The organism is Phenylobacterium haematophilum (assembly GCF_014196295.1).
Taxonomy (GTDB): Bacteria; Pseudomonadota; Alphaproteobacteria; order Caulobacterales; family Caulobacteraceae; genus Phenylobacterium; species Phenylobacterium haematophilum.
The window spans coordinates 505,321-530,268 of sequence record NZ_JACIDK010000003.1 but is presented as its reverse complement, the minus strand read 5'-3'; the positions used below and the strand labels follow the sequence as shown (position 1 = coordinate 530,268).

Here is a 24,948-nt window from a genome sequence, read left to right as displayed (position 1 = left end):
GCCTTACCCATCACCGCAACGAGGAACGCCATGACTAGCCCAGCCGACCTGCGCGAAAAGCTCTGGAAGTCCCTGAAGTCCGACAGGACCCTGATGCTCGGCCTTGCCGGCGTCGACGAAGGTCACGGCCAGCCGATGACGGCCCAGTTCGACGGCGACGACACACGCGCCATCTGGATCTTCACATCGCGGGACACCGATCTGGCGCAGGCCCTTGGAGCGCGCCACGAGGCGGTCGCCCATTTCATCGATAAGGGCCACGACCTCTTCGCGACCCTGCACGGCGACCTGGTCGTCGATAACGACCCGGCGATGATCGACCGGCTCTGGAACAAGTGGGTCGCGGCCTGGTTCGAAGGCGGCAAATCCGACCCGAAGCTGCTGCTGCTGCGCTTCGAGCCGGACCGCGCGCAGATCTGGCTGAACGAGAACAGCCTGTTCGCCGGGGTGAAGATGCTGCTGGGCGCCGATCCCAAAAAGGACTTCGCCGACAAGACCGCCGAGGTGCGCCTCAACTAGACGCGGAAGAGCCGCACCGGCGAGCCTGGCGCGCGAGCGATCACGCGCTTGGCTTCAAGGTCGAGTTGCACGCACTTCAGCCACCAGCCGGCCTTGTCTCCGCCCGGGAACAGGTCGGCTGGCAGTTGCGGGAGCAGCGCGGCCTTGGCCGCCGCCACTGTGAGCCCCGGCGCCTCGCCTGGCAGCGCCGCAAGCAGAGCGGTCTTCATCGCACCATACTTGGCCGCATCGACGCGCGTGGTGCGGCCGGGGCTGTTGGGGTTCTCGACCTCGACCTTGTCCGACATGCGCGTCTCCTCCGTTGTTGTCGTCAGTTCGCGGCGGCGGCGCCCGAATAGTGCACCTGCGCGCCGGGCCCCAGCGGCAGGTCCAGCAGCACCCAGCCGACGGTCATGGCGATGCCGGCGGCCATGAAACAGAGCGCATAGGGCAGCATCAGCGCCAGCAGCGAGCCGACGCCCATGCCCCGGTCCCAGCGCTGGCCGAACGCCAGGATCAACGGAAAGTAGCTCATCAGCGGGGTCATGATGTTGGTGTAGCTGTCGCCCATCCGATAAGCGGCGGTGGTCATCTCCGGGCTGACGCCGAGCAGCATGAACATCGGCACCACCACCGGCGACAGCGCGCTCCACTTGGCCGAGGCCGAGCCGATGAACAGGTCCAGGAACGAGGACAGCAGCAGCACGCAGACCAGCAGCACCGCCGGCGGCAGGGCCATGGCCTGGAGCGCCTCGGCCCCGTTGATGGCGACGATCGGCCCGAGCCTCGACCAGTTGAACATCGCCACGAAGTGCGCGGCGAAGAACACGAACACCAGGTACGGCGCCATGGTGCGCACGCCGTGCTGCATCATCTGCACGACGTCGTCGGCCGACCGCACCGTGCCGGTGGCGCGGCCGAAGGCGATGCCGCTGAGGATGAACAGCAGGAAGAAGCCGGCGATCAGCGAGGCGTAGAGCGGCTGCAGACGCGCCGGCCCGACCGCGTCCTGATCGATGAACGGAGTATAGCCGGGCCAGAGGGCCAGGGCGGTGAAGCTCGCCACCACCGCCAGCGCGGCCAGGCCGGCCCAGCGCAGGCCTTTGCGTTCCTCAGGAGTCAGTCCCGACTTCTCCAGGTCGGCGCGCAGTTCCTCGTCGACCACGCCGTTCCAGACGCCGAGCCGCGGCTCGACGACCTTATCGGTCAGGAACCAGATGATCGGAGTGAACAGCAGGACGATGGCGCAGATGTAGTACCAGTTGCCGAGCGGGTTCATCGTCCAGTCCGGCTGCACGATGCGCGCGGCCTCCTGGGTGAAGCTCAGCAGCAGAACGTCGATCTGGCCGGGGATGAGGTTGCCGGCGTAACCGCCCGACACCGCCGCGAACGCAGCGGCTAGGCCCGCCAGCGGATGGCGGCCGGCCACCGCGAAGGTGATCGCCGCCAGCGGGATGAACACCACATAGGCCGCGTCCGAGGCGTGGTGCGAGACCATGCCGATCACCGCCACGATCGGGGTCAGCAGCGCCTTGTGGGCGTTGCCGAGCGAAGCGCGGATCAGGGCCGAGAACATGCCCGAGCGCTCGGCCACCGCCGCGCCCAGCATGATGGTCAGCACCAGGCCCAGCGGCGCGAAGCCGGCGAACGTGCGCGGCATGTCGGCGAACAGCCGGGCGATGTTCTCCTGCGAGAACAGGCTGGCGGCGCGGTAGGTCAGGACGCCGTTGGCCAGCTCGGCGTGCTCGGGCGCCTTGGCCCCCGAATAGGGCAGCGAGGCCTGCCAACCCATAGCCGCGCCAAAGGCCGACAGCAGCATCAGGGCGAAGATCAGATAGACGAAGATGATCGTCGGGTCGGGCAGCAGGTTGCCTGCGCGTTCGACGAACCCCAGGAAGCCGCGTTGGCGCTCGGGTCGGGTTTCGTCGCTCATCGGGGCTCCTGGCGCCGCTTGAAAGGGGCGACCTGTCTAGCCAAGCCTGGGATCTGCGACCATCAACAACTACTTGACCGACTTGCCGGCGCTCCAGGCCGCGAACGCCGGACGCGCGGACTGTGCGGCGACCGCCAGGGTCGTCTTGTTGAGCACGGCCATGAAGGCGGCGAGCGCCTCGGCCAGGACGCTGCTGGTCTCGCAGCCCGGCCGCAGTTCGCAGGCGCCGCAGTCGGCCATCCGCATGCCGGGTTCCAGCGCCCGCACCACCTCGCCGACCGTGATGTCCGCAGGCGACCTGGCCAGGGCGACGCCGCCGTTGCGTCCGCGCAGGCTGCGGATGAACCCAGTCCGCACCAGCGCCTGGGCGACCTTCGACACGTGATTGTACGACAGTCGCTGCTCCGCCGCGAAGCTGGGCAGCGAGATCGGGCCGCCCTCCATTCGTGTCAGAACGATGAGGAGCCGCAGGCCGAAGTCGGTGTGCTGGGTGAGCTGCATGCCAGCGGCAATGTGGAAAATGCGCTTGCCGCAATCAAGCAGGTATAATACCGGCTTTTAAATTACCTCTTTTGTGGAGCTCTCTATGCGCGTCGCGTCCGCCCAGGCCATGGCCATCGTCAAGTCCACTGCACCCGCCCTGCAGAAGCACGGCCTCGCCATCACCACGGCCATGTACGCGCGGCTGTTCGAGAACAGGGAGATCGAGGCGATGTTCGATCGCGCCGCGCAGGTCAGCGGCGAGCAGCCGCAGCGTCTGGCGGGCGCCATCCTCGCCTACGCCAAGAACATCGATAAGCTCGAGAACCTCGGACCGGCGGTGCAGACCATGGTCGCCCGCCACGTCGACACCGGCGTGAAGCCGGAGCATTACCCGCATGTCGCCGCCGCGCTGCTGCCGGCGATCCGCGACGTGCTCGGCGCCGAGGTGGCGACCGACGAGGTGCTGGCGGCCTGGGGCGAAGCCTACTGGATGCTCGCCGACATCCTCATCGCCGCCGAGGCCCAGGCCTACGAGGATGCGCAGGCCGCCTGACGGTCGGTCTATTCGGGGACCGGCGGCGGGGCCTGGCGATACCAGGCCAGTTGCTCGCTGGTCGCCAGCAGCCGCCCGTCGCGCGACCAGTAGCTGGAGCGCTCGTCGGAGGCCCCGCCGCCGCCGACCCGACCCTCGCATTCGATCAGGATGAAGTCGTCGCCCAGCGCGGCGATCTGCTCGACGCTCGCGTGCAGATAGGCGGTCAGCGACAGGGTCGTCGTCATCACCCGGTCGAGGGCGTACATCGCGCGCGGCGCGGAGTTGTCGGTCACCATCGCCAGCAGCGCCTTGTCCCAGACGCCGTTGCGCGGCCGCACCCAGGCCAGCGACCGCGAGTCGCCGCCAGGCTTGGGCGGAAAGCCGTCCAGCGTCCGCCGCTCGAACGCCGAGGCTCCGAAGTGCAATGGCCCGGCCGGATGGTCGGGGCTGGGCAATTGGTCGGGCGACGGCGCCTGCGGCAGGGTCGCGAACGCGAACGGCGCGGTCGGCGGCCGCCGCGCCATGGTGAGCATGCCGTGGACGCCGACCTCCTCGACGCCCTGCGGCCGCAGTTCGACCTCCCAGACCCCGATTGAGCCGCCCTGGCGCAAGCGGCGGGTGCGCACGTCGAGTTCGCCCGACGGCAGGCCGGCGGCGTAGGTCAGGGTCATCGACAGCACCTCGCCGGTCGCTTCCGGCTCGGCTTCCAAGGCGCGGACGCAGAGGCCAAGCGCATAGCCGCCCCACAGCCCGCCACCGGGATTGCGCCACTCGGGCGCGGCGAAGGTGGTCCACCGGCCGGGCGCGACCGATTGCAGGGCGATGTCGTAAGCGGGGTTCGAAGACGTCGTGGACATACCGCCGTTCTAGTGGCCCGGCGCACGCGCGCAAGACCAGCTCTCGGCGCCGGCGACCGGGCTCGTGCGGATTCTGATGTCCAATTCCGGGGGCGGAAGACCGGGCGCCCCAGAGCGGCGACCGCCCCTTTCAACCTTCGGGGCCTGGGAACCAAGCGCCAAATACCGATGTTCTCACACACTAGGCGGGAGAACATGAGCGCCGCGCGTTCGCGCGGCGCCTAGTTGTCACCAGGCGCCATGACCTCCACCCGCCATGACCGTGAACTATCCTATGGCTGGGCAGCCGGCCTGTGCGCCGCCGCCCTCTCCCTTGCCATGGCGCCGGCCACTCGGGCCGACCCGACGCCGCCCGTGGCCGAGAGCACGACGACGCTGTTTCAGAACGTCCGCGTGTTCGACGGCAAGCACGCAACGCTTTCGGCCCCGTCCAACGTGCTGGTGTCGGGCAATGTGATCACGCAGATATCTACCGGCCCCATCGACGCGGGCGCCGGCGCGAGGGTGATCGCCGGGGGCGGCCGCACCCTGATGCTCGGCCTGATCGACGCCCATTGGCACGCCATGCTGATCCGGGGCGCTCCGGCCGCGATCCTCGCCGGCGACGCCGGATACTCCAACCTCCTGGCCGGGGCGGAGGCCCACGACACCCTGATGCGCGGTTTCACCACCGTGCGCGACGTCGGCGGCCCGGCGTTCAGCCTCAAGCAGGCCATCGACCGCGGCGTGATCGACGGTCCGCGCATCTATCCGTCCGGCGCGATGATCACCGTCACCAGCGGCCATGGCGATTTCCGCCAGCTCACCGACCTGCCCCGGCGGGCGGGCCAGCTCACTCGGGTCGAGGAACTCGGCGGCGCGGCCATCGCCGACAGTCCCGACGAGATGCGCATGCGGGCGCGCGAGCAACTGATGCACGGGGCCTCGCAGATCAAGGTCACGGCCGGCGGCGGCGTCTCCTCGCCTTTCAGCCCCGTCGACGTCACCGCCTTCACCGAGCCGGAGCTGCGCGCCGCCGTGGAGGCGGCCGAGAACTGGGGCACCTATGTCGCCGCCCACGCCTTCTCGGACGAATCCATCCGCCGCTCGATCGACGCCGGGGTGAAGGTCATCGAGCACGGCTTCCTGATGAGCGAGCCGACCGCCCAGCTGATCGCCCAGAAGGGCGTCTGGCTCAGCCTCCAGCCGCTGCCCGAGGCGCTGCGCGAGGGCTTCCCGCCTGGCTCGGTCCAGCGCAAGGGCGCCGACGAGGTCTGGCCCGGCATCGACCGCACGTACCGCCTGGCCCGCAAGTACAAGCTCAAGACCGCCTGGGGCACCGACGTACTGTTCTCCCAGGCGCTGGCCCAGCAGCAGGGCGCGATCCTGGCTTCCCTGTCGCGCTGGTACACCCCGGCCGAGGCGCTGATCATGGCAACCTCGACCAACGCCGAACTGCTGCGCCTGTCGGGCCGCCGCAACCCCTATACGGGCGCGCTTGGCGTCGTCGAGCAGGGCGCCTACGCCGACCTGATCCTGGTCGACGGCGACCCGCTGACCAACCTCAACCTCGTCGCCGATCCGGCCCGGAACTTCCTGGTGATCATGAAGGACGGCAAGATCTACAAGGACACGCTGGCGAACTGAGGCCCACTTCGCGCCCAACGACGCAGTTTGCCCCTCCCCCCTCCCCCTTGCGGCAGAGTCCCGCTATATGCGCGCCCATGAGCGCTCAGCCTGGCAAGACCCTTCGCGAAACGGCCGCCGAGTACGGCCTGAAGTCGGAAGAATACGACGTCATCCTTCAACGCCTGAACCGCGAACCCAACGAGGTCGAGTTGGGCGTGTTCTCGGTGATGTGGAGCGAGCACTGCTCCTACAAGTCGAGCAAGAAGCACCTGGTGAAGTTCCCGACGACGGGCCCGCGCGTGATCTGCGGTCCGGGCGAGAACGCCGGGGTGATCGACATCGGCGACGGCCAGGCCTGCATCTTCAAGATGGAGAGCCACAACCACCCGTCCTACATCGAGCCCTATCAGGGCGCGGCGACCGGCGTCGGCGGCATCATGCGCGACGTCTTCACCATGGGCGCGCGCCCGGTGGCGCTGCTCAACGCGCTGCGCTTCGGCGATCCGAGCCATCCGAAAACCAAGCGCCTGGTGAGCGGCGTCGTCGCCGGCATCGGCGGCTACGGCAACTGCGTGGGCGTGCCCACGGTCGCGGGCGAAACCAACTTCCACCGCGGCTATGACGGCAACATCCTAGTCAACGCCATGTGCGTGGGCCTGGCCGACGCCGACAAGATCTTCTACTCGGCCGCTCCGGCCGCCGGCCTCAGCGTCGTCTATTTCGGCTCGAAGACCGGCCGCGACGGCATCCATGGCGCGACCATGGCCTCGGCCGAGTTCGACGACGCCTCGGACGAGAAGCGCCCGACCGTGCAGGTCGGCGACCCCTTCGCCGAGAAGCTGCTGATCGAGGCGACCCTGGAACTGATGGCCAGCGGCGCGGTCGCCGCGATCCAGGACATGGGCGCGGCGGGCCTGACCTCCTCGTCGGTCGAGATGGCCGGCAAGGGCGGGGTGGGCATCGAGCTGACCCTCGACGACGTGCCCCAGCGCGAAGAGGGAATGAGCGCCTACGAGATGATGCTGTCGGAAAGCCAGGAGCGCATGCTGGCGATCCTGAAGCCCGGCCGCGAGCGCGACGGTCATGCGATCTTCGAGAAGTGGGGCCTGGACGCGGCCATCATCGGCGTGACCACCGACACCGGCCATCTGGTGCTGAAGCACAAGGGCGAGGTTGTCTGCGACGTGCCGCTGGCGCCGCTGTTCGACGACGCTCCGCTCTATGACCGTCCGTGGGTCGCCTCGCCGCAACTGCCGCGCCTGGCGCCGGCCGATGTCGCCGCCCCGGCCGACTATGCTGATGCTGTGCTCAAGCTGATGAGCAGCCCCGACATGGCCTCCAAGCGCTGGCTGTGGGAGCAGTACGACCGCCACGTCATGGCCGACACCCTCGAGGACTCGGCCACCGGCGCGGACGCCGGCATCGTGCGCGTCCACGGCTCGAAGAAGGCGCTGGCGGTCACCTCCGACTGCACCCCGCGCTACGTGCTGGCCGATCCCTTCGAGGGCGGCAAGCAGGTCGTGGCCGAGGCCTGGCGCAACCTGACCGCCGTCGGCGCCGACCCGGTCGCCATCACCGACAACCTGAACTTCGGCAATCCCGAGCGGCCCGAGATCATGGGGCAGATCGTGCGCGCCATCGAGGGCATGGCGCAGGCCTGCCGCGACCTGGACTTCCCGGTCGTTAGCGGCAATGTGAGCCTCTACAACGAGACCAACGGCGCGGCGATCCCGCCGACCCCGACCGTCGGCGCCGTCGGCCTGATCCCCGACTATGCTCACCGCGCCGACTTCGCGGGCATGAAGGACGGCGACGCGCTGGTGCTGATCGGCTCGACCGCCGGCGAACTGGGCGCCTCGATGTACCTGCGCGAGGTTCAGGGTCAGGAAGCCGGCGCGCCGCCGCCGGTCGATCTGGCGCTGGAGCGCAAGGTCGGCGACTTCGTGCGAGGCCTGATTCTCTCAGACCAAGTCACTGTTTGCCATGACCTTTCCGACGGCGGCCTGATCGCAGCAGCTGCCGAGATGGCGCTGGCCTCGAAGACCGGCTTCACGCTGCAGGCCGACGGTTCGATCCCCGCCCACGCCTTGCTGTTCGGCGAGGACCAGGCTCGCTATCTGGTCGCCGTCAAGGACGCCGCCCCGATCCTGGCCGCCGCCCAGGCGGCCGGCGTCGAGGCCGCCGTCATCGGCAAGGCCGGCGGCGAGGACGTTGCAGTGGCGGGGCTCTTCACCCTGCCGCTGGCCAAGCTGCGCAGCGAGCACGAGGGCTGGATGCCAGCCTATATGGGCGGCTGATGAGCAAGCTCCGTCGCCTCGTCGACCTGCCCGGGATCCGCGACCTCGAGGACAAGGCGCTGATGCAGCCGCGCTATGCGGACGCCGACGCCCGCGCCACCTATCCTGAGATCGACGAGGTCTCGCGGACCCTGTTCGGGATCACCCAGGACGAGGCCGACGACGTTCCGCGTCCCGAGGGGTGGGATCGGATCGACCGCAAGCCGGTCCGCGATCAGGTCATCGCGTTCGAGGCCGAGGGCTGGGACGTCACCGACGACAAGCGGCGGCCGCTGCGGATGTTCGAGCACTTCGCGCCGCAGCTGTGGCTGGCCCTACGAGGCGTGGCCGGCGAGCTGCCGTTCCAGGCCGAGGCTGACCCGGACGAGGCGGTCTATTCGTCCCTTGCCGCCGACGCGGCCAAGTTTCGGCGCGACCGACGCTAGGCCGATGCATCCATGGGTGCGGCGCGCGCGTAGGTAGGAGCATGACCCGCCTCCTCGCTCTCGCCCCGCTCCTGCTGCTGGCCGCCTGCGCCAGCGCCCCGACCCGATCTGGGTTCCTTTCCAGCTATGACGGCCTTACGCCGCGCACGGACACCTTGCGCGCCAAGATCGAGCAGCGGCGGGACGAGGCGGCTTTGGCTCAGGTCCGTCAGGTTGCGATCGAGCCCACAGTCCTCGTGGGCCCCGGCGGCTGGCTGACCCCTGGCGAGCGGGTGCTGCTGCAAAGGGAGCTCGACGCGCAGCTCTGCTTCGAACTCTCCGAGCGTTTCGAGATCGATCCCGCCGCGCCCAACCGCGTTCGCGTGGCGATCACCCGCGTCGATCCGACCGGGCGGGCCGCCTCGGTCGCCTCGGCCGCGGCGGGATTCTTCATTCCCGGGCCGCTCGGACTGCGGGCGCCGGGAACGCTCGGGTCGCTGTCGGCGGAGGCGGAGATGCTGCAAGGCGAGCAGCAAGTCGTGGCCGTCAGCTGGAGCCGCAGCGCGACCGCGATCGGCACGGACGATCCTTCGCTGAGCCGTGTGGGCGACGCGCTGCAGTTCGCCGAGCCCTTCGCCGACGCCGTCGCCGCGGCGATGACGCCCGAGGGCCTCAAGTCCCGTCCGATTCCCAAGCCGGACCCGTGCGCCGAGTTCGGCTCGCGCTTCCGTCCGGAAGGCTGGGCGGCCAAGTTCGCCACCGGCCTCTATGTCCCCGAGATGAGCGGAGCCAAGGCCAGCGACAAGGGCGAGCGCTAGGCGCTGGCCTTGGCCAGCAGCTCCAGCGCCGCCGCCGCGAACGCCTCCATGTTGGCGACCCGGTCGTCCGATCCGGTTTCGATGGTGGTCACGAACTCGACCGGACCCGACACCGCCACGCAGGTGTGGCCGGCCGCATCGCCATAGCCGTTGCCCGTCGGCCCGGCCGCGCCGGTCTCCGACACGCCCCACGTCGCTCCGAACCGCTCGCGCACGGTGCGGGCCAGCAGCAGGGCGTAGGGCTCGCTGGCCGAGCGCATGCCCTCCAGCGCTTCCCTCGGAATGTCCATCAGCATGACCCGGGCCTTGGGCGTGTAGACCACGCCGCCGCCGAGATAGTAGGCGGACGCGCCAGGGACGCTAAGCAGCGCGGCGCTGATCAGGCCGCCGGACGAGCTCTCGGCCACGGCGACGCGCTCCTTGCGCGCCTTCAGCTGTTCGCCGATCCGCTCGGCCTGGGCCATCAACGCCTGCATTCTCAGTACTCCTCGTCCAATCGATAGGTCGATCGCGCCACGTCGCGGAACAGCAACGCCTTCTCGTCGGCGCTGGCGCCCGCGGCCAGCCGCTTCAGCGCGTTCCAGAGGGTGGCGTAGTCGCAGCTGACCCGGTCGACGGGGAAGTTGCTCTCGAACATCGCCCGCCGCGGCCCGAAGAGCTCTATGCAGGTCTCGACGTACGGCCGCCAGGCCTCGGCGAGCTCGGCCGAGGACGGGAGGGCTTCGCGCTTGTGAAATTCGAAGCCGCAGATCGCCATGCCCAGGCCGCCCAGCTTGACCACGACGTTCTCATGCTGCGCGACCAGCGCCATATCGCGCTTCCAGCGGGCGAACTCCTCGTCGCGGCGGCCGGCGTAGGGGCCGATGCCCAGCACGCCCCCGACATGATCCAGCACGATGGCGGTCTCGGGGAAGTTGGCGGCGAGGTCGGCGACCTCCGGCAACTGCGGGTGGAACTGCCAGGCCTCGAATGACAGACCGTTGGGCGCCAGTTGCGCGAAGCCGCGCCGGAAGTCTTCGCGCCCGTACAGCCCCGGCGGAGGATTGGTATGGCCGTTGCGCACATCGTCGCTGGGGTCCCAGGCGCCGGTATGGCGGATGCCGCGGAACCGCCCGCCGCCGGCGCGGATGTGCGCCGCAAGCGCCTCGCCGACGTCGGCGTGGGTCAGGTCGGCGAACCCGACGATGCCGGCGCAAGCCCGCACCGGACCGTACCGGCCGCTGGCCGACATCGCCGCGACGCCGTTGACGAACTCGGTCTCGCCGACCGGCGACATCAACCGGCTGGCGTCAGCGCTGTACATGGCCCCGCACTCGACGAAGACCGTGCTCTCGATCTTGTGGCCCGAGCCGAGGTCGGCCAGCAACTCGTCCAGCAGGTATCGCCCGTTCGGGAAGTCCCAGAGGTGGTGGTGCGGATCGCAGATCGGCAGATCCGGCTCGATGATCTCCTCGGTCACGCCCTTCCCCCGTTCGTTTTTCTTGGCTTCCGTACGCTCGCGCGCTCATGATGCCCGCCAATTGGAACGACCGCCATTTCTTCGGGAGGATTTTTATGGACGCCCAGTCTCAGTGGACCGGCCTCGACGCCGCGCGCCTGGAACGCATTACCGACCACCTCGAGCGCAACTACATCGTCCCGCAGAAGATCATGGGCGCGCAGATCGCGGTCGCCCGGCGCGGCCAAGTCGCCTACCGCAAGTCCTTCGGCTCCATGGACCTGGAGCGGAACAAGCCGATGGCCGACGACGCCATCTTCCGCATCTATTCGATGACCAAGCCGATCACGTCGGTCGCGCTGATGATGCTCTACGAGAAGGGCTACTTCCAGCTCAACGACCCGGTCAGCCGCTATGTGCCTTCCTGGAAGGACCACCGCGTGTACGTCTCGGGTGAAGACGAGGCGATGGTGACCGAGCCCGCCCGTCGGCCGATCTCGTTCCGCGACGTGCTCTCCCACACCGCCGGCCTGACCTATGGCGGCGGCCTGGCCGGCGTCGGCGTCCAGCATCCGGTCGACAAGCTCTATCGCGCGCTGAAGGTCCGCACCGTCGGCGGCGAAGACACCATGCAGAGCTTCCTCGACAAGCTCGGCCAGGTGCCCCTGGTCTATCATCCCGGCGAACGCTGGATGTACTCGCTGGCCACCGACGTCTGCGGCGCACTGGTCGAGGTTATCTCCGGCAAGCCGTTCGGCCAGTACCTCCAGGACGAGATCTTCGGCCCGCTGGGCATGAAGGACACGTCGTTCTCGGTCGCCCCTGAAAAGGTCGACCGCTTCTGCGCCAACTACCAACGCGGCCCGGACAAGAAGCTGAAGCTGATCGATGATCCGGCCACCAGCATCTTCGGCCGTCCGGCCAGCTTCGAATCCGGCGGCGGCGGCCTGACCGGCACGATCGACGACTACATGCGCTTCTGCGAGATGCTTCGCCGTGGCGGCGAGTTGGACGGCGTCCGCATCCTGGGCCCCCGTACGCTCGAGATGATGCACATGAACCACCTGCCGGGCGGCCAGGACCTGTCGACCATGGCGATCGGGAGCTTCTCGGAGACCGCCAACGACGGCGTCGGCTTCGGGCTCGGCTTCGCCTCCACAAAGGGTCAGGTCGAAACCGCCTCGCTCGGCGCCGGCGACTACTACTGGGGCGGCGCGGCTTCGACCATCTTCTGGGTCGATCCGAAGGAAGAGCTGTCGGTGGTGTTCATGACCCAGCTGATGCCGTCGGGCACCTTCAACTTCCGTGGCCAGCTGAAGAGCCTAATCTATTCGGCCATCGTCGACTGACGCCGGAGGGGAAGGCGATGGACCTGCTCGTCAACATCGACGTCCCCGACCTGGCCGCAGCCGAGACCTTCTACACCGCCGCGTTCGGACTGACCGTGACGCGGCGGTTCGGCGGCGGCGGCGTGGAGCTGTCAGGCCTGCCCGTCCGCATCTATCTGCTGGAAAAAGCCGAAGGATCTGTCGGCGCAGGGGACGAGCCGCGCCGCTATGTACGCCACTGGACGCCCGTGCATCTCGACCTTGTGGTCGAGGATCTCGATCCGGCCCTGGCGCAGGCGCTGGCCGCCGGCGCGACGCTGGACTCCGAGCCGCGCAGCCACGCCTGGGGCCGCATCGCCGTGCTCGCCGATCCGTTCGGCAACGGCTTCTGCCTGTTGCAGTTTCTGAACCGCGGATACGACGAGATCGCGCCTGCCATCTGACGGCCTGACGCAGATGGACCCACATAGCGATCCAGCGGTTGTTAAGCTTTCTGCCGCAGTAAAGATTCGCCGAGTGGAGTTCCCCCCGATGCCCATGTCCATCGCCGACCTGGAAGCCAATCTGAGAGAAGCGTTCCCCGACGCCGAGATCGCCATCGACGATCTGGCCGGCGACGGCGACCACTATCGCGCGCGCATCGTCTCGCCGGCCTTCGCCGGCCTGTCGCGGGTCAAGCAGCACCAGCTCGTCTACACGGCCCTGAAAGGCAAGGTCGGCGGCGAACTGCACGCCCTGGCGCTCGAAACCTCCGTTCCGGCCTAAGAGGACCCGCCCCTTGCGCTACCGTCCATTCGGCGCATCGGGAAAGGCGGTTTCCGCCGTCAGTCTGCTATTGCGCGACGCGCCGAACCTCAGCTCGCCCGGCGCGTGGCGCAGCCTCGTGATCTCGGCGATGGAAAGCGGCGTGAACAGCTTCGAGGCGACGGCGGGGTCGGACGTCCTGGCCATGGGCCTGGGCGAGGCGCTCAGCGTCGTCGAGCGTCGGCTGATCTTTCTCGGCTGGCGCCTGCGGGGCAATCCGGCCGGCGCCGTCACCGCCCGCGACATCGCCGACCATGTCCGCGCTGCGCTCCAGCGCACCCGCGCCGGCTATCTCGACCTGCTGATGCTGGACGAGACCGCAGCCGAAACCATGACTTCGGACGCCTTCACCTATCTGGCGGACCTGCGCAACGCCGGCGTCTGCCTGCAGATCGGCGTGGTCGGCGAAGGCCCCGTGATCGACAAGTGCATCGCCAACGACACCTTCGACGTTCTCGCCACCAGCTTCAGCCTGGTGTCGGACTGGCAGACCCGCCGCCGCATCCGCGACGCCTCGGCCGCGAACATGACGCTGATAGGTTGCGATCCCTTCCCGACCGGCCTTCAATCGGGCCCCTCGGCGCGCAGCGAGATCGAGCGGCCGATGCGCCGGGGGCTGCTTGGAGGGCGCCGGCATGATCCAAGTCCCGCAGCCAGCATCTACGGCTTCCTGCACGACACGCCGGGCTGGTCCTACGAAGAGCTGTGCCTGGCTTTCGCCCTGACCGAGCCGGCCTTTGCGACCATCCAGCTCGAAGCGGGCCGCGCCGACATGATCGAGCGCATGGCCACGGTCACCGACAAGGACCTGCCGACCGGCGTCGCCGCCCAGATCGAAATGGCCCGCTTCGGCCAGATCGCCGCACAGCGTCGCGCCTGACGACGCGGCCGCTTGACCCAGGCCCTCGGGCTCCCTAGCTCTGGGACGAATTCTTCGCCGCAAAGGCTCAAGTCATGACCGACTCCGCAACCGCCAATCCCGTCCACGACTTCATCGCCAAGGCAGTGGCCGACCATCCGGTGGTGCTGTTCATGAAAGGCGTGCCGGAAGAGCCCCGCTGCGGCTTCTCCTCGGTCGTTGTGCAGATCCTCGATCACCTCGGCGCGGACTTCGTCGGCGTCGACGTGCTGCAAAGCGAGCCGCTGCGCGAAGGCATCAAGACCTTCACCGACTGGCCGACCATTCCGCAGCTCTATGTGAAGGGCGAGTTCGTCGGCGGCGCCGACATCATCCGCGAGATGTTCCAGTCGGGCGAACTCAAGACCCTGCTCACCGAACAGGGCGTCCTGACGGCGTGAGCCGTCTGATCGAGCCGCCGCCCGGCCGCCAAGTCTTCACGCTCCAGTTCACGCCGTCGGCGTCCGACATCGACGCCAACGGCCACGTCAACAACGTGGTCTATGTGCGCTGGATTCAGGACATGGCGACATCGCACTGGGCGTCCCGGCAACCGGCCGAGGACCAGGCCCGCTGGGCGTGGATCGTACTGCGCCACGAGATCGACTACCGCCGCGCGCTGATGCCGGGCGAGACGGCCACAGGCCGCACCTGGGTGGCCGAAACCGCCGAGGGGCCGCGCTTCGACCGCTTCGTGCGGATCGACGGCCCCGACGGGGCCATGTGCGCGCAGGCGCGCACCGAATGGTGCATGATCGACGCCGCATCGGGCCGCCCCAAGCGTGTGACGCCCGACATCGTCGAACGCTTCACCTAAGCGTTAGACGCCTGGCCCGGTCCAGGCGGTCACCGGATTGAGCAGGAACACTGTCGCGCGCGGCTCCAGGCCGAGCTCGGCCCAGGTGAAGCGCAGCTCGGTCTTGCCCATAGCGAAGGACCGGCATTGATCGAGGCGCTTGCGGGCGAACGACACGGTCGGCGCCAGCCCCTTGCGATCGACGTAAAACGCAAAGTCGTCCTTCTTCGTGCAGCCGTTTGAGGCGACCTGGATCGTCAACGCGTCCCGCCCGGCGACCGCGGAGTATAGGGCCTCCAGCTCGGGATGCGTGGGGGCGGCGGGCCCGGAAGGCGTGACGACCGCCGGCGCGGTGGCGCACCCAGCCAGCAGACCTAGGCCCGCCAAAAGCACTACTCGACGATTCATCCGCAGACTGGGCCACAGATCGCCCGAAAGCAAAAGGCCCCGGATCGCTCCGGGGCCTTCGCAATTCGATCTGGTCTTCGGCGCCGATTAGGACGCGTAGAATTCGATAACCAGGTTCGGCTCCATCTTCACCGGGTACGGGACCTCGGAGAATTCCGGAACGCGCACGAACTTGGCGGTCATGGCCTTCGGATCGAGCTCGATGTAGTCCGGGGTGTCACGCTCCGACGACTGCAGGGCTTCCAGCACCAGGGCCATGTTGCGCGAACGCTCGCGCACGGTGACCACGTCGCCGACCTTCACGCGGTACGACGCGATGTTGACGCGCTTGCCGTTCACCAGGACGTGGCCATGGTTCACGAACTGACGAGCCGCGAACACGGTCGGCACGAACTTCGCGCGGTAGACGACCGCGTCCAGACGCGCTTCCAGCAGGCCGATCAGGTTTTCCGAGGTGTTGCCCTTGCGGCGGGCGGCCTCTTCGTAGGTGCGCGAGAATTGCTTCTCGGTCAGGTTGCCGTAGTAGCCCTTCAGCTTTTGCTTGGCGCGCAGCTGCAGGCCGAAGTCCGAAACCTTGGACTTGCGACGCTGGCCGTGCTGGCCGGGGCCGTAGGCGCGCGAGTTGATCGGCGACTTCGGACGACCCCAGATGTTCTCGCCCATCCGGCGGTCGATCTTGTACTTGGCGCTCTGGCGCTTCGACATACTCGTCTCTTTCTATTCGACCCAGGCCGGCGTCCCCGCAAGTGGGAACGCGATCTCAACGGCGGCGTCAGGTCACCCGTCATAGATCGCAAACCACCGGACGAGGTCCGGCGGCGCGAAGGGGCGGTGTATGACGTCCGCAGGCTTAAGAGTCAATCTCGGGGGGCGTCAGCACCCTACTTGCAGCGCGCCTTGCCCAGCAGGTCCACGCGGCAGCTGGTCTTGTTTCCCCGGTCGTCGCTGACCACGGTGTTGCCGAGCACGTCGCGGCGGACCGTGGTGCGGTTGCCCTCGCTGTCCTCGATGATGCGGTTGCCGAGCACGTCGCGGCGCACCGAGACCTGGTTGCCGTACTCATCCACCCAGGTCGCCTTGCCCAGCACGTCCTTCGTGCCGACCACCGAGTTGCCGTAGATATCGTAGCAGGTGACGCGGCCGACATCGTCGCGGCACATGACCTGCGCGGCGGCCGGGGTGGCCATTGCGGTCAGGGCGGCGAGCGTCAGGACGAGTTTCTTCACGGCGCACCTCGAGCGTTACCTTGGACCACCCTAGCGCGAAACCTCGGCGGTCGCCAGAACGGCCGCCATCAGCGCGCCGTGCGGACGGACAGCCGGCCGGCGGCGTCCTGCGCCTCGCTCCACCATCGCCGGACCAGATCTCCCGCGTCGCCGGGCCGGGCCAGCCGCACGCCCTGCCCCGCCCAAAGCGAGATCATCTCCGGATCGCCAGCCCTGGCTGCGGCGGCCCGCAGCGGCTGGGTCAGACGGTTCTGCACCGGATAAGCCGGGACCTCGTCCTGCACCGCACGGAGCTCGCGCATGAAACGGTTCTCGATACCGCGCGCGTAGCGGCCGGTGAAAGCCCGGGTCAGGCGCGTGCTCTCGTCATCGGCCGCTTCGATCGCCCGCTTCCAGGGCGCGCTGACGCCGGTCTGGTCGGCGAGCAGGAAGGCCGTGCCCATCTGGACGGCGCTGGCTCCAAGCGCGAGGGCGGCGGCGACGCCGCGCCCGTTCATGATCCCGCCGGCCGCAATCACCGGCAGGTCGACCGCGTCCAGGATCAGCGAGGTCAGCGGCAGCGTCCCGACCAGGCTGGCCTCTGGGTCGGCCAGGAAGTGGCCGCGATGGCCGCCCGCCTCGAAACCCTGGGCGCAAATCCCGTCGGCCCCGACATCCGCCCAGGCCCGGGCTTCGGCGACGGTCGTCGCCGTGCCGACGACCATCGTTCCGGCGCGGTGCAGCGCCTCCACCTGATCGGCGGCGAGGATGCCGAAGGTGAACGAGGCGACCGGCGGGGCTGCGCGGGTCAGGGCCGCAAGCTGCGCCTCGAAGTCCGGCGCGAAACTGTTGGGATGGCCGGGCAAGGCTTCGCCGAGGTCGGCGTACCAAGGCGCCAGCCTAGCGAGCGCTGCTTCCACCACCGCGCCGTCCGGCTCGGCCCGCGGCGCCATAAGCAGGTTCACCCCGAACGGCGCGTCGGTGGCCGCACGCAGGCGCTCGACTTCCGGCTCGATCTGATCGGGGACCAGCGCCCCCGCCGCCAGCGAGCCCATGCCGCCGGCGCGCGAAACCGCCAGGGCCATTTCGGGAGGCGACGCGCCGACCATAGGAGCCTGGAGAATCGGGATCGCCAGACGGTCCAACAGGTCGCGCAACGCCATCAGCTTTCTCCGTCGGCCTTCCTGCGGGCCAGCTTCTCGAGCGAACGCCCGCGCCCCTTAGATAGCGCGGTGACGACACCGCGGAAGGTACGAACCTCCTGGTCGGAAAACCGCGCGCGGCCGAGCGCCGAGCGCAGGTTCTGCATCATCGACGGCTTCTTTTCCGGCGGATGGAAGAATCCTGCGTCGTCAAGCTCACGCTCGAAGTGTTCGTAGAGACCTAGCATGGCCGCGGCCTCGGCCGGCGGCGGCCCCTCGCGGAAGATCGGCGGGGCCCCCGATTCGACCGTCATGCGCCACTCATAGGCGTTGATCGCCACCGCCTGGGCCAGGTTGAGCGAACGGAAGCGCGGATCGATCGGCAGCGTGACGACGGCCTGGCAGAGCGCGATGTCGGCCGTCTCCAGCCCCGCGCGCTCGCCGCCGAACAACAGGCCGGTGGCGCGGCCCTCGGCCACCTCGTGCGCCAGGTTGGCCGCGGCCTCCCGCGGGCCGATGACCGGAAGCTGCAACTCGCGCGGACGGGCCGTGGTGGCGTAGACGAGATGCAGGTCGGCGATGGCGGCTTCGACGCTGTCATAGACTCGAGCGGCGTTGAGCGGCCATTCCGCGCCGGAGGCGGCGGCCCAGGCGCGTTCTTGCGGCCAGCCGTCGCGCGGGTTGACCAGACGCAGGTCGGCGAGGCCGAAATTGGCCATCACACGGGCGACCGCGCCGATGTTCTGCGCCAGTTGCGGCACGTTGAGGATGATGCAGGGCGGGGCGGCGGATTCCATGCCGCGTTTTGAGATGCGAGGGGCGTAGAATGCAAGCGCCGCCTGCCCGACGGCGCTACTCCCAGGTCAATACGGGGTGACCCACCCTTTGCGTACGGGCCTTGGCCTAGTATACGGCCCTTACCCTATCTACCCTACCCTATCCTAGCCGTTACGCCCCCGGAGCGCTCTGCCCTCATGGCCAAGATTAAAGTCGCGAACCCCGTCGTAGACATCGACGGGGACGAGATGACCCGCATCATCTGGAAGTGGATCAAGGACAAGCTGATCTTCCCGCATCTGGATATCGATCTGGATTACTACGACCTGGGAATCGAGCACCGCGACGCCACCGACGACAAGGTCACCGTGGACGCGGCCGAAGCCATCAAGCGTCACGGCGTGGGCGTGAAGTGCGCCACCATCACCCCGGACGAAGCGCGGGTCGAAGAGTTCGGCCTGAAGAAGATGTGGAAGTCGCCGAACGGCACCATCCGCAACATCCTCGGCGGCGTGGTCTTCCGTGAGCCGATCATCTGCAAGAACGTGCCGCGCCTGATTCCCGGCTGGACCCAGCCGATTATCGTCGGCCGCCACGCGTTCGGCGACCAATACAAGGCCACCGACTTCAAGGTGCCCGGCAAGGGCCGCCTGACCATCAAGTGGGAAGGTGAGAACGGCGACACCATCGAGCACGAAGTGTTCGAGTTCCCCGGCGGCGGCGTCGCCATGGGCATGTACAACCTCGACGACTCGATCCGGGAATTCGCGCACGCCTGCCTGAACTACGGCCTGCAGCGGAAGTACCCAGTCTACCTGTCGACCAAGAACACGATCCTCAAGGCCTATGACGGCCGCTTCAAGGACATCTTCGCCGAGGTCTATGAGGCCGAGTACGCCGCGAAGTTCAAGGAAGCCGGCATCGTCTATGAGCACCGCCTGATCGACGACATGGTCGCCTCGGCCCTGAAGTGGTCCGGCGGCTTCGTCTGGGCCTGCAAGAACTACGACGGCGACGTGCAGTCCGACCAGGTCGCCCAGGGCTTCGGCTCGCTGGGCCTGATGACCTCGGTGCTGATCACGCCGGACGGCAAGATCATGGAATCGGAAGCCGCCCACGGCACCGTGACCCGCCACTTCCGCCAGCATCAGCGCGGCGAGTCGACCTCGACCAACTCGATCGCCTCGATCTTCGCCTGGACCCAAGGCCTGAAGCACCGCGCCAAGCTCGACGGCAACGCCGAGCTCGCCCACTTCGCCGACACCCTGGAGAAGGTCTGCGTCGACACCGTCGAAGCCGGCTCGATGACCAAGGACCTGGCGCTGCTGGTCGGCGACACCCAGGGCTGGCTGACCACGGAAGGCTTCATCGACAAGGTCGCCGCCAACCTGGAAGCGGCCCTGGCGAAGACGCCCGCCTAAGGCCATGAACGATCGCGCGCGCGAGGACTGGAGCCTTGCCCGCGCGGTCTTCCGCTTGATCGTTACGCTGATCGTGGGAACGGCGCTGGTCTTCGCGACCGCGCCGTTCTTTGCGTTTCGGGCCACCAAGGCCGCCGCCCGCGACGGCGACGGCCAGGCGCTGGCCCAGTTGGTCGACTACGCCGCCGTGCGCCAGGGCCTGCGCCCCCAGGTCGCCGAGCGCGCCGTCGCCGCCCCGCCGCCGCCCGACATCTGGACCGATCCGATCGGGGCGGTGAAGCGCGCCATCGAACCGATCGTGCCGCCGCCGCCGCAGGTCGAGCCCTTTCTCACCGCCCCGGGCCTTTACGATCTGGCGCGCGGCTATGCGCCAGGAACAGCGCCGGCGGAAATCTCCGAGCGCGCCTTCCCGCGCCTTCGCTATTGGGACCCCAACCGCGCCCGCTTCCTGGTGCTGGCCAAAGGCGTGAAGTCGGCCGACCAGGGGGTGGTCTTCACCTTCGAGCGCCGCGACCTATTCACCTGGAAGCTCGTGCAGATCCGCCTGCCCGTCAAAACCGCGGCGTGAGGGGGCGGCTTCTTCTCGTCTTGCTGGCCGCCTGGTCGGCGGCCGGCGTCGCTGTGTCCGCGCCGCTGCGGGCATGCACGCCGCCTGCTCACGTTTCCCCTGCCCCTGCCAAGAAGCCGCCGGACCGCGAGGTCGTCCGCGACACCGCGGTCGCCTCCTACATGCTCGCGCTGAGCTGGTCGCCGGAGTGGTGCCGCACGCGCGGCGGGTCCGCCGAGGCGCGGTTCCAATGCCGCCAGAACCACATGGGCTTCGTCGTCCATGGCCTGTGGCCGAACGGGCCGGGCAAGCGCCATCCCCGCTACTGCGCGCCCGCCCCTGCGATCAACGCCGCTACCGTCCGCAAGAACTACTGCATGACGCCGTCGGCCGACCTCCTGCAGCACGAGTGGGCGGCGCACGGTACTTGCGGCTGGAAGACGCCCGAAGCGTACTTCGACCGAGCTCGGGCGCTGTGGAATGCGATCGACGCGCCGAGCCTGTCGTTCCCGGCCGGCAAGGAGGTCACGGCCGGCGATGTCCGCGACGCCTTCCTGGCCCGCAACCGCGCCCTTCGGCGCAACGCTCTCTATGTGAAGGTCGCGGACGGCAATCGCCTGCAGGAAGTCCGTATATGCCACGATCTGAGGTTCCGACCGGCGGCGTGCCGGGGAGGTCTTGGCGCGCCGGATCACGCTCGGATCCGAATCCAGCACTAGGATTTGTTCTTGTTATGTTCGAACGACGAGGCTAGCGTCGCCCGCTGACATCAGGGAGACGGACGACATGATCGGCTATGTGACGATCGGGGCGCTGAACGTCGAGGACGCCATGCCGTTCTACGACGCCGTGCTGGGCGCCATCGGCTATGAGCGACAGTTCTTCGACAGCGGCTGGGCCGGCTATGGCCCCAAGGGCCAGGACGCCAACACCTTCCTCTGCCCGCCCTTCGATGGGCAGCAGGCTCGCGGCGGAAACGGAATCATGATCGCGTTCCGCGGCCCGGACAAGGCAGCGGTCGATGCGGCTTACGCCGCTGCGCTCGCCTTCGGCGGGGTCGACGAGGGCGCGCCTGGCCCGCGGCCGGCGGACTCGACGACCTTCTATGGCGCGTATGTGCGCGACGCGACGGGCAATAAGATCGCGATCTTCACCCGTCCTTGAAGCAAATGGACGGACAAAAAAAGGCCGGGGTCACCCCCGGCCTTTCTGCTGACTGATCGTGCGATCAGGCCGCGACGAGCGTCTCACGACGACGACGGATGGCCACGCCGGCCAGACCGAAGCCGGTGATCATCATCGCCCAGGTGGCCGGTTCCGGCACCGCCGACGGCAGGTCGATGAGCTTGAAGTTGGCTTCGACCACCGCGCCGTACTTTTGGCCCGGGTTGGTGCCGAACCAGCCCCAGTTGAAGTCGGTGTCCTTCAGGGACACTTCCAGCTTGCCGCCGTTACCGAAGGTGTAGATGGCCGGGCCATCCCACTCGATGCGGCCGCCCTGAACCAGGAAGCCGTTGATGCCGAAGGTGTCGCCGGTGACCGGGCCGCCCGACCAGGGGCCGGTCGGCGCGGTGAACTGCAGTTGGACCGAGATCGGGCTATGAGCCCAGTCGTCGAAGTTGATGGCGGTTTCGTTGGTCCAGATGGAGAACAGGCCAACCGGGGCGCTGGTCACGCCGACTTCCAGCGGCAGGCTGAAGGTGTTGTAGTTGCCGGTCTGGACCACGAGGCCCGGATCGGTGTTGTTCGATTGAACGTTGTTGACGCCGCCCGAGAAGACGGTAGCGGCTTCAGCGGCCGGAACGGCGGCGAAGCTGAGCGCCAGCGCAGCGGCGGCAGCGGGCAGATACTTGAACATTGAACCCATCCTTACATTGATCCTGCGCCCCGTAAGGCGCCCCTCTGGATGGTGAACTAGAGCTTAATACAATTTCTGGCAACGCCACTCGCCTCACACGGGTATGCAAATTTTACGTTTCGCCGAGCGGCGTTCGCTTTTTCGCAAATCAGGGTTAACCCAGGGGCAGCTGACAAAAAAAGGGGGCGCATAAGCGCCCCCTTCCGCAAGCTTCTAGGCCGAATCAAGCCCCGAGCAGGCCCTTGATCGCCGCCAGCCCCTCATTGGCCTTCGCCCCGTCCGGCGCCCCGCCCTGAGCGAAGTCGGGACGCCCGCCGGCGCCCTGCCCGCCCATGGCCAGAACCGCCGCCTTGGCGAGATCCACGGCGCTGAACTTGGCGGCCGCCGCGCCCGTCACCGCGACGGTCACGGCCGCCTTGCCCTCGGCTGAACCGACCAGCGCGATGACGCCGTCCGGCAGCTGCTTCTTGAACTCCTCGGCGATGGGACGCAGGTCCTTGCCGCCGACGCCGTCCATAACGCGCGCGATGACCTGCACGCCGCCGATCTCTTCCGGCCCCGAGGCGGCCCCGCCCCCGCCGCCCATGGCGAGCTGACGTTTGGCCTCGGCCAGTTCCTTCTCGAGTTTGCGACGCTGGGCTTCGAGCGCCTCGACCCGCGCGGCCACCTCGACCACCGGAACCTTGAACTGATCGGCCAGCGCCTTGGCGACGCCCGCCTGTTCGATCAGCCAGCGTCGCGCCGCCTCCCCGGTCAGCGCCTCGATCCGGCGCACCCCGGCGGCGACGCCGCTTTCGGACACCACCTTGAACAGCGCGATGTCGCCGGTGCGGGCCACGTGGGTGCCGCCGCATAGTTCGACCGAGTAGTTTCCGTCACCCGCGAGCGACTTGCCCAGGGTGAGCACCCTGACCGAGTCGCCGTACTTCTCGCCGAACAGCGCCATGGCGCCGGCCTCGATGGCCTGCTCGGGGGCCATTTCCTCGGTCACCGCCGGCAGGTTCTGGCGGACCACCGCGTTCACCTCGGCTTCGATCTTCTCGATCTCGTCGGCGGTCACCGGGCCGCCGTGACTGAAGTCGAAGCGAATGCGCTCGCCATCGACCATCTGGCCCTTCTGGGACACGTGCGGACCGAGCACGTTGCGCAGCGCCGCGTGCAGCAGGTGGGTGGCCGAGTGGTTGGCGCGGGTCGTGGTCCGCAGGTCCGGATCGACCGCCAGGCGCGCCTCGGCGCCGGGGGCCAGCTCGCCCTGCAGGATCTCGATCTCGTGCACGAAGAGGTCGCCGGCCTGCTTCTGGGTGTCGAGCACGCGGGCCTTGCCGCCGTTCCACTCGATCTCGCCGACATCGCCGGCCTGACCGCCGCTTTCGGCGTAGAAGGGCGTGCGGTCGAACACCGCCAGCACCGTCTCGCCGGCCTTGGCGCCTTCGACTTCGGCGCCGCCGGCGACCAGCGCCAGCAGCTTGCCGGTCGCTTCGGTCGTGTCGTAGCCGAGAAACTGGGTCGCGCCGAGGCGTTCGCGAATCGCGAACCATTCGGCGCCCTGCGCCGACTGGCCAGATCCAGTCCACGCTTCGCGCGCCTGTTCGCGCTGGCGCTTCATCGCGTCTTCGAAGCCCGACAGGTCGACGCTGATGCCCTTGTTGCGGACGGCGTCCTGGGTCAGGTCGAGCGGGAAGCCGTAGGTATCGTAGAGCTTGAAGGCCGTCTCGCCGGGCAGCATGTCGCCAGCATTCATCTTGGCCGTCGCTTCATCCAGCAGCGCCATGCCGCGGCCGAGCGTGCGGCGGAACCGCTCCTCTTCCTGGCGCAGCGTCTCGACGATCACGGGCTCGGCGCGGCGCAGCTCGGGATAGGCCTCGCCCATCTCGGCGATCAGGACCGGCGCCAGACGGTGCATCAACGGCTCTTCCGCGCCCAGCAGGTGCGCATGGCGCATGGCCCGGCGCATGATCCGGCGCAGTACATAGCCGCGGCCCTCGTTCGACGGCGACACGCCATCGGCGATCAGGAAGCTGGTCGAGCGCAGGTGGTCGGCGATGACCCGGTGCGACGGGCCGTTCGTGCCGTCGCCAACCAGTTGCTTGGAGGCGGCGATCAGCGTGCGGAACAGGTCCACGTCGTAGTTGTCGTGCACGCCCTGCAGCACCGCGGCGATGCGCTCGAGGCCCATGCCGGTATCGATCTGCGGCTTGGGCAGGTCGATGCGCCGCCCGTCGGCGAACTGCTCGAACTGCATGAAGACCAGGTTCCAGATCTCGACGAACCGGTCGCCGTCCTCATCCGGGCTGCCGGGCGGGCCGCCGGGAATGTGCGCGCCGTGGTCGTAGAAGATTTCCGAGCACGGACCGCAGGGGCCGGTGTCGCCCATCGACCAGAAGTTGTCGTTGGTCGCGATGCGGATGATCTTCTCGTCCGGCAGACCGGCGATCTTCTTCCAGAGTTCGGCCGCCTCGTCGTCGGTGTGGTAGACTGTGACGCACAGCTTCTCTGCCGGGATCTTGAATTCCTTGGTCAGCAGGGTCCAGGCGTGCTCGATCGCGCCGGCCTTGAAGTAGTCGCCGAAGGAGAAGTTCCCCAGCATCTCGAAGAAGGTGTGGTGGCGGGCGGTGTAGCCGACATTGTCCAGGTCGTTGTGCTTGCCGCCGGCGCGAACCGACTTCTGCGACGACGCGGCCCGCGGGCTGGGCGGGGTCTCAGCGCCGGTGAAGTAGTTCTTGAACGGCACCATGCCCGCGTTCACGAACAGCAGGGTGGGGTCGTTCTGGGGCACAAGCGGGGCCGACGGAATGATCAGGTGATCATTCTTCTCGAAGTAGCCCAGGAACTCGGCTCTGATTTCGTTGAGGCTCGGCATGGCTCGTCGGACGTTGAAAGCGAAAATTAGATA

29 protein-coding genes are annotated in these 24,948 nt (G+C 68.2%); 16 read left to right on the top strand and 13 right to left on the bottom strand.

Annotation, left to right across the window (positions count from 1 at the left end; genetic code table 11):
- Positions 1–30: 30 nt before the first annotated feature.
- A complete protein-coding gene (locus GGQ61_RS13400; RefSeq protein WP_183773555.1) occupies positions 31–519 on the top strand; it encodes a pyridoxamine 5'-phosphate oxidase family protein in 489 nt (162 codons plus the stop codon).
- Here the strand turns inward: GGQ61_RS13400 and GGQ61_RS13395 are convergent.
- The 3 genes from GGQ61_RS13395 to GGQ61_RS13385 form a co-directional block, all read right to left on the bottom strand.
- Positions 516–806: a DUF6958 family protein gene (locus GGQ61_RS13395; RefSeq protein WP_183773553.1), complete on the bottom strand. Its 291-nt coding sequence runs from the start codon at positions 804–806 to the stop codon at positions 516–518. The two genes, GGQ61_RS13400 and GGQ61_RS13395, sit on opposite strands and share 4 nt — an antisense overlap.
- Before the next feature lie 23 nt (positions 807–829).
- The gene (locus GGQ61_RS13390) at positions 830–2,431 is read right to left on the bottom strand and encodes an AbgT family transporter (protein ID WP_183773551.1); all 1,602 of its coding nucleotides are present in this window, start codon (positions 2,429–2,431) and stop codon (positions 830–832) included.
- 69 nt (positions 2,432–2,500) lie between these two features.
- Positions 2,501–2,932, bottom strand: coding sequence for an RrF2 family transcriptional regulator (locus tag GGQ61_RS13385; RefSeq protein WP_183773549.1), 432 nt, complete (start codon positions 2,930–2,932; stop codon positions 2,501–2,503).
- A gap of 85 nt (positions 2,933–3,017) precedes the next feature.
- Here GGQ61_RS13385 and GGQ61_RS13380 point away from each other — a divergent pair, with 85 nt between their 5' ends.
- Entirely contained in the window at positions 3,018–3,467 is a 450-nt protein-coding gene (locus GGQ61_RS13380; RefSeq protein ID WP_183773547.1) for a globin domain-containing protein, read from the top strand.
- 8 nt (positions 3,468–3,475) lie between these two features.
- Here GGQ61_RS13380 and GGQ61_RS13375 read toward each other — a convergent pair whose 3' ends face one another.
- Entirely contained in the window at positions 3,476–4,306 is an 831-nt protein-coding gene (locus tag GGQ61_RS13375) for a thioesterase family protein (protein WP_183773545.1), read from the bottom strand.
- 240 nt (positions 4,307–4,546) lie between these two features.
- Here GGQ61_RS13375 and GGQ61_RS13370 point away from each other — a divergent pair, with 240 nt between their 5' ends.
- From GGQ61_RS13370 to GGQ61_RS13355, 4 genes are all read left to right on the top strand, one after another.
- Positions 4,547–5,932, top strand: a complete 1,386-nt coding sequence (locus tag GGQ61_RS13370; RefSeq protein ID WP_183773543.1) for a metal-dependent hydrolase family protein — start codon at positions 4,547–4,549, stop codon at positions 5,930–5,932.
- Between the two features lie 77 nt (positions 5,933–6,009).
- Entirely contained in the window at positions 6,010–8,211 is a 2,202-nt protein-coding gene (gene purL, locus GGQ61_RS13365) for a phosphoribosylformylglycinamidine synthase subunit PurL (protein WP_183773541.1), read from the top strand.
- Positions 8,211–8,636, top strand: coding sequence for a hypothetical protein (locus GGQ61_RS13360; RefSeq protein ID WP_183773539.1), 426 nt, complete (start codon positions 8,211–8,213; stop codon positions 8,634–8,636). Before purL ends, GGQ61_RS13360 begins: the two co-directional genes overlap by 1 nt.
- 41 nt (positions 8,637–8,677) lie before the next feature.
- Positions 8,678–9,433, top strand: coding sequence for a DUF3313 domain-containing protein (locus tag GGQ61_RS13355; protein ID WP_183773537.1), 756 nt, complete (start codon positions 8,678–8,680; stop codon positions 9,431–9,433).
- Here the strand turns inward: GGQ61_RS13355 and GGQ61_RS13350 are convergent.
- Together GGQ61_RS13350 and GGQ61_RS13345 are read right to left on the bottom strand one after the other, a co-directional pair.
- On the bottom strand, positions 9,430–9,909 hold the full coding sequence (locus tag GGQ61_RS13350; RefSeq protein ID WP_183773535.1) for a CinA family protein: 480 nt from the start codon (positions 9,907–9,909) through the stop codon (positions 9,430–9,432). The two genes, GGQ61_RS13355 and GGQ61_RS13350, sit on opposite strands and share 4 nt — an antisense overlap.
- 2 nt (positions 9,910–9,911) lie before the next feature.
- A complete protein-coding gene (locus GGQ61_RS13345; RefSeq protein ID WP_183773533.1) occupies positions 9,912–10,892 on the bottom strand; it encodes an amidohydrolase family protein in 981 nt (326 codons plus the stop codon).
- Positions 10,893–10,987: 95 nt separating this feature from the next.
- Here GGQ61_RS13345 and GGQ61_RS13340 point away from each other — a divergent pair, with 95 nt between their 5' ends.
- From GGQ61_RS13340 to GGQ61_RS13315, 6 genes are all read left to right on the top strand, one after another.
- On the top strand, positions 10,988–12,220 hold the full coding sequence (locus tag GGQ61_RS13340) for a serine hydrolase domain-containing protein (protein ID WP_183773531.1): 1,233 nt from the start codon (positions 10,988–10,990) through the stop codon (positions 12,218–12,220).
- A 17-nt stretch (positions 12,221–12,237) separates the two neighbouring features.
- Positions 12,238–12,642, top strand: a complete 405-nt coding sequence (locus tag GGQ61_RS13335; protein ID WP_183773529.1) for a VOC family protein — start codon at positions 12,238–12,240, stop codon at positions 12,640–12,642.
- A gap of 88 nt (positions 12,643–12,730) precedes the next feature.
- A complete protein-coding gene (locus tag GGQ61_RS13330; protein ID WP_183773527.1) occupies positions 12,731–12,964 on the top strand; it encodes a BolA family protein in 234 nt (77 codons plus the stop codon).
- Between the two features lie 13 nt (positions 12,965–12,977).
- Positions 12,978–13,883 (top strand): aldo/keto reductase, encoded by a 906-nt coding sequence (locus GGQ61_RS13325; RefSeq protein ID WP_183773525.1) that lies wholly within the window; start codon positions 12,978–12,980, stop codon positions 13,881–13,883.
- Between the two features lie 74 nt (positions 13,884–13,957).
- Entirely contained in the window at positions 13,958–14,302 is a 345-nt protein-coding gene (grxD, locus tag GGQ61_RS13320; RefSeq protein WP_183773523.1) for a Grx4 family monothiol glutaredoxin, read from the top strand.
- Entirely contained in the window at positions 14,299–14,718 is a 420-nt protein-coding gene (locus tag GGQ61_RS13315; RefSeq protein WP_183773521.1) for a thioesterase family protein, read from the top strand. Before grxD ends, GGQ61_RS13315 begins: the two co-directional genes overlap by 4 nt.
- 3 nt (positions 14,719–14,721) lie before the next feature.
- Here the strand turns inward: GGQ61_RS13315 and GGQ61_RS13310 are convergent, their stop codons facing one another.
- The 5 genes from GGQ61_RS13310 to GGQ61_RS13290 all read right to left on the bottom strand — a co-directional run bounded on the left by GGQ61_RS13310 (position 14,722) and on the right by GGQ61_RS13290 (position 18,249).
- Positions 14,722–14,958 carry a hypothetical protein gene (locus tag GGQ61_RS13310; protein ID WP_183773519.1) on the bottom strand — a complete coding sequence of 79 codons (237 nt, stop codon included), beginning with the start codon at positions 14,956–14,958 and terminating at the stop codon, positions 14,722–14,724.
- Positions 14,959–15,192: 234 nt separating this feature from the next.
- Positions 15,193–15,810, bottom strand: coding sequence for a 30S ribosomal protein S4 (rpsD, locus tag GGQ61_RS13305; protein ID WP_183773517.1), 618 nt, complete (start codon positions 15,808–15,810; stop codon positions 15,193–15,195).
- 176 nt (positions 15,811–15,986) lie between these two features.
- Positions 15,987–16,331 (bottom strand): hypothetical protein, encoded by a 345-nt coding sequence (locus GGQ61_RS13300; protein ID WP_183773515.1) that lies wholly within the window; start codon positions 16,329–16,331, stop codon positions 15,987–15,989.
- Between the two features lie 68 nt (positions 16,332–16,399).
- The gene (locus tag GGQ61_RS13295) at positions 16,400–17,473 is read right to left on the bottom strand and encodes an NAD(P)H-dependent flavin oxidoreductase (protein WP_183773513.1); all 1,074 of its coding nucleotides are present in this window, start codon (positions 17,471–17,473) and stop codon (positions 16,400–16,402) included.
- On the bottom strand, positions 17,473–18,249 hold the full coding sequence (locus GGQ61_RS13290; protein WP_183773511.1) for an RNA methyltransferase: 777 nt from the start codon (positions 18,247–18,249) through the stop codon (positions 17,473–17,475). The genes GGQ61_RS13295 and GGQ61_RS13290 overlap by 1 nt, the downstream gene beginning before the upstream one ends.
- 177 nt (positions 18,250–18,426) lie before the next feature.
- On the opposite strand from GGQ61_RS13290, the gene GGQ61_RS13285 reads away from it, so the two are divergent.
- The 4 genes from GGQ61_RS13285 to GGQ61_RS13270 all read left to right on the top strand — a co-directional run bounded on the left by GGQ61_RS13285 (position 18,427) and on the right by GGQ61_RS13270 (position 21,361).
- Positions 18,427–19,650 (top strand): NADP-dependent isocitrate dehydrogenase, encoded by a 1,224-nt coding sequence (locus GGQ61_RS13285; protein ID WP_183773509.1) that lies wholly within the window; start codon positions 18,427–18,429, stop codon positions 19,648–19,650.
- 4 nt (positions 19,651–19,654) lie between these two features.
- Positions 19,655–20,218 carry a DUF2939 domain-containing protein gene (locus tag GGQ61_RS13280; RefSeq protein ID WP_183773507.1) on the top strand — a complete coding sequence of 188 codons (564 nt, stop codon included), beginning with the start codon at positions 19,655–19,657 and terminating at the stop codon, positions 20,216–20,218.
- The gene (locus GGQ61_RS13275) at positions 20,215–20,916 is read left to right on the top strand and encodes a ribonuclease T2 family protein (RefSeq protein ID WP_183773505.1); all 702 of its coding nucleotides are present in this window, start codon (positions 20,215–20,217) and stop codon (positions 20,914–20,916) included. Before GGQ61_RS13280 ends, GGQ61_RS13275 begins: the two co-directional genes overlap by 4 nt.
- Before the next feature lie 67 nt (positions 20,917–20,983).
- Positions 20,984–21,361 carry a VOC family protein gene (locus GGQ61_RS13270; protein WP_183773503.1) on the top strand — a complete coding sequence of 126 codons (378 nt, stop codon included), beginning with the start codon at positions 20,984–20,986 and terminating at the stop codon, positions 21,359–21,361.
- Between the two features lie 64 nt (positions 21,362–21,425).
- Here GGQ61_RS13270 and GGQ61_RS13265 read toward each other — a convergent pair whose 3' ends face one another.
- On the bottom strand, positions 21,426–22,055 hold the full coding sequence (locus GGQ61_RS13265; RefSeq protein ID WP_183773501.1) for a PEPxxWA-CTERM sorting domain-containing protein: 630 nt from the start codon (positions 22,053–22,055) through the stop codon (positions 21,426–21,428).
- A gap of 223 nt (positions 22,056–22,278) precedes the next feature.
- A complete protein-coding gene (alaS, locus tag GGQ61_RS13260; protein ID WP_183773499.1) occupies positions 22,279–24,915 on the bottom strand; it encodes an alanine--tRNA ligase in 2,637 nt (878 codons plus the stop codon).
- Positions 24,916–24,948: the final 33 nt, after the last annotated feature.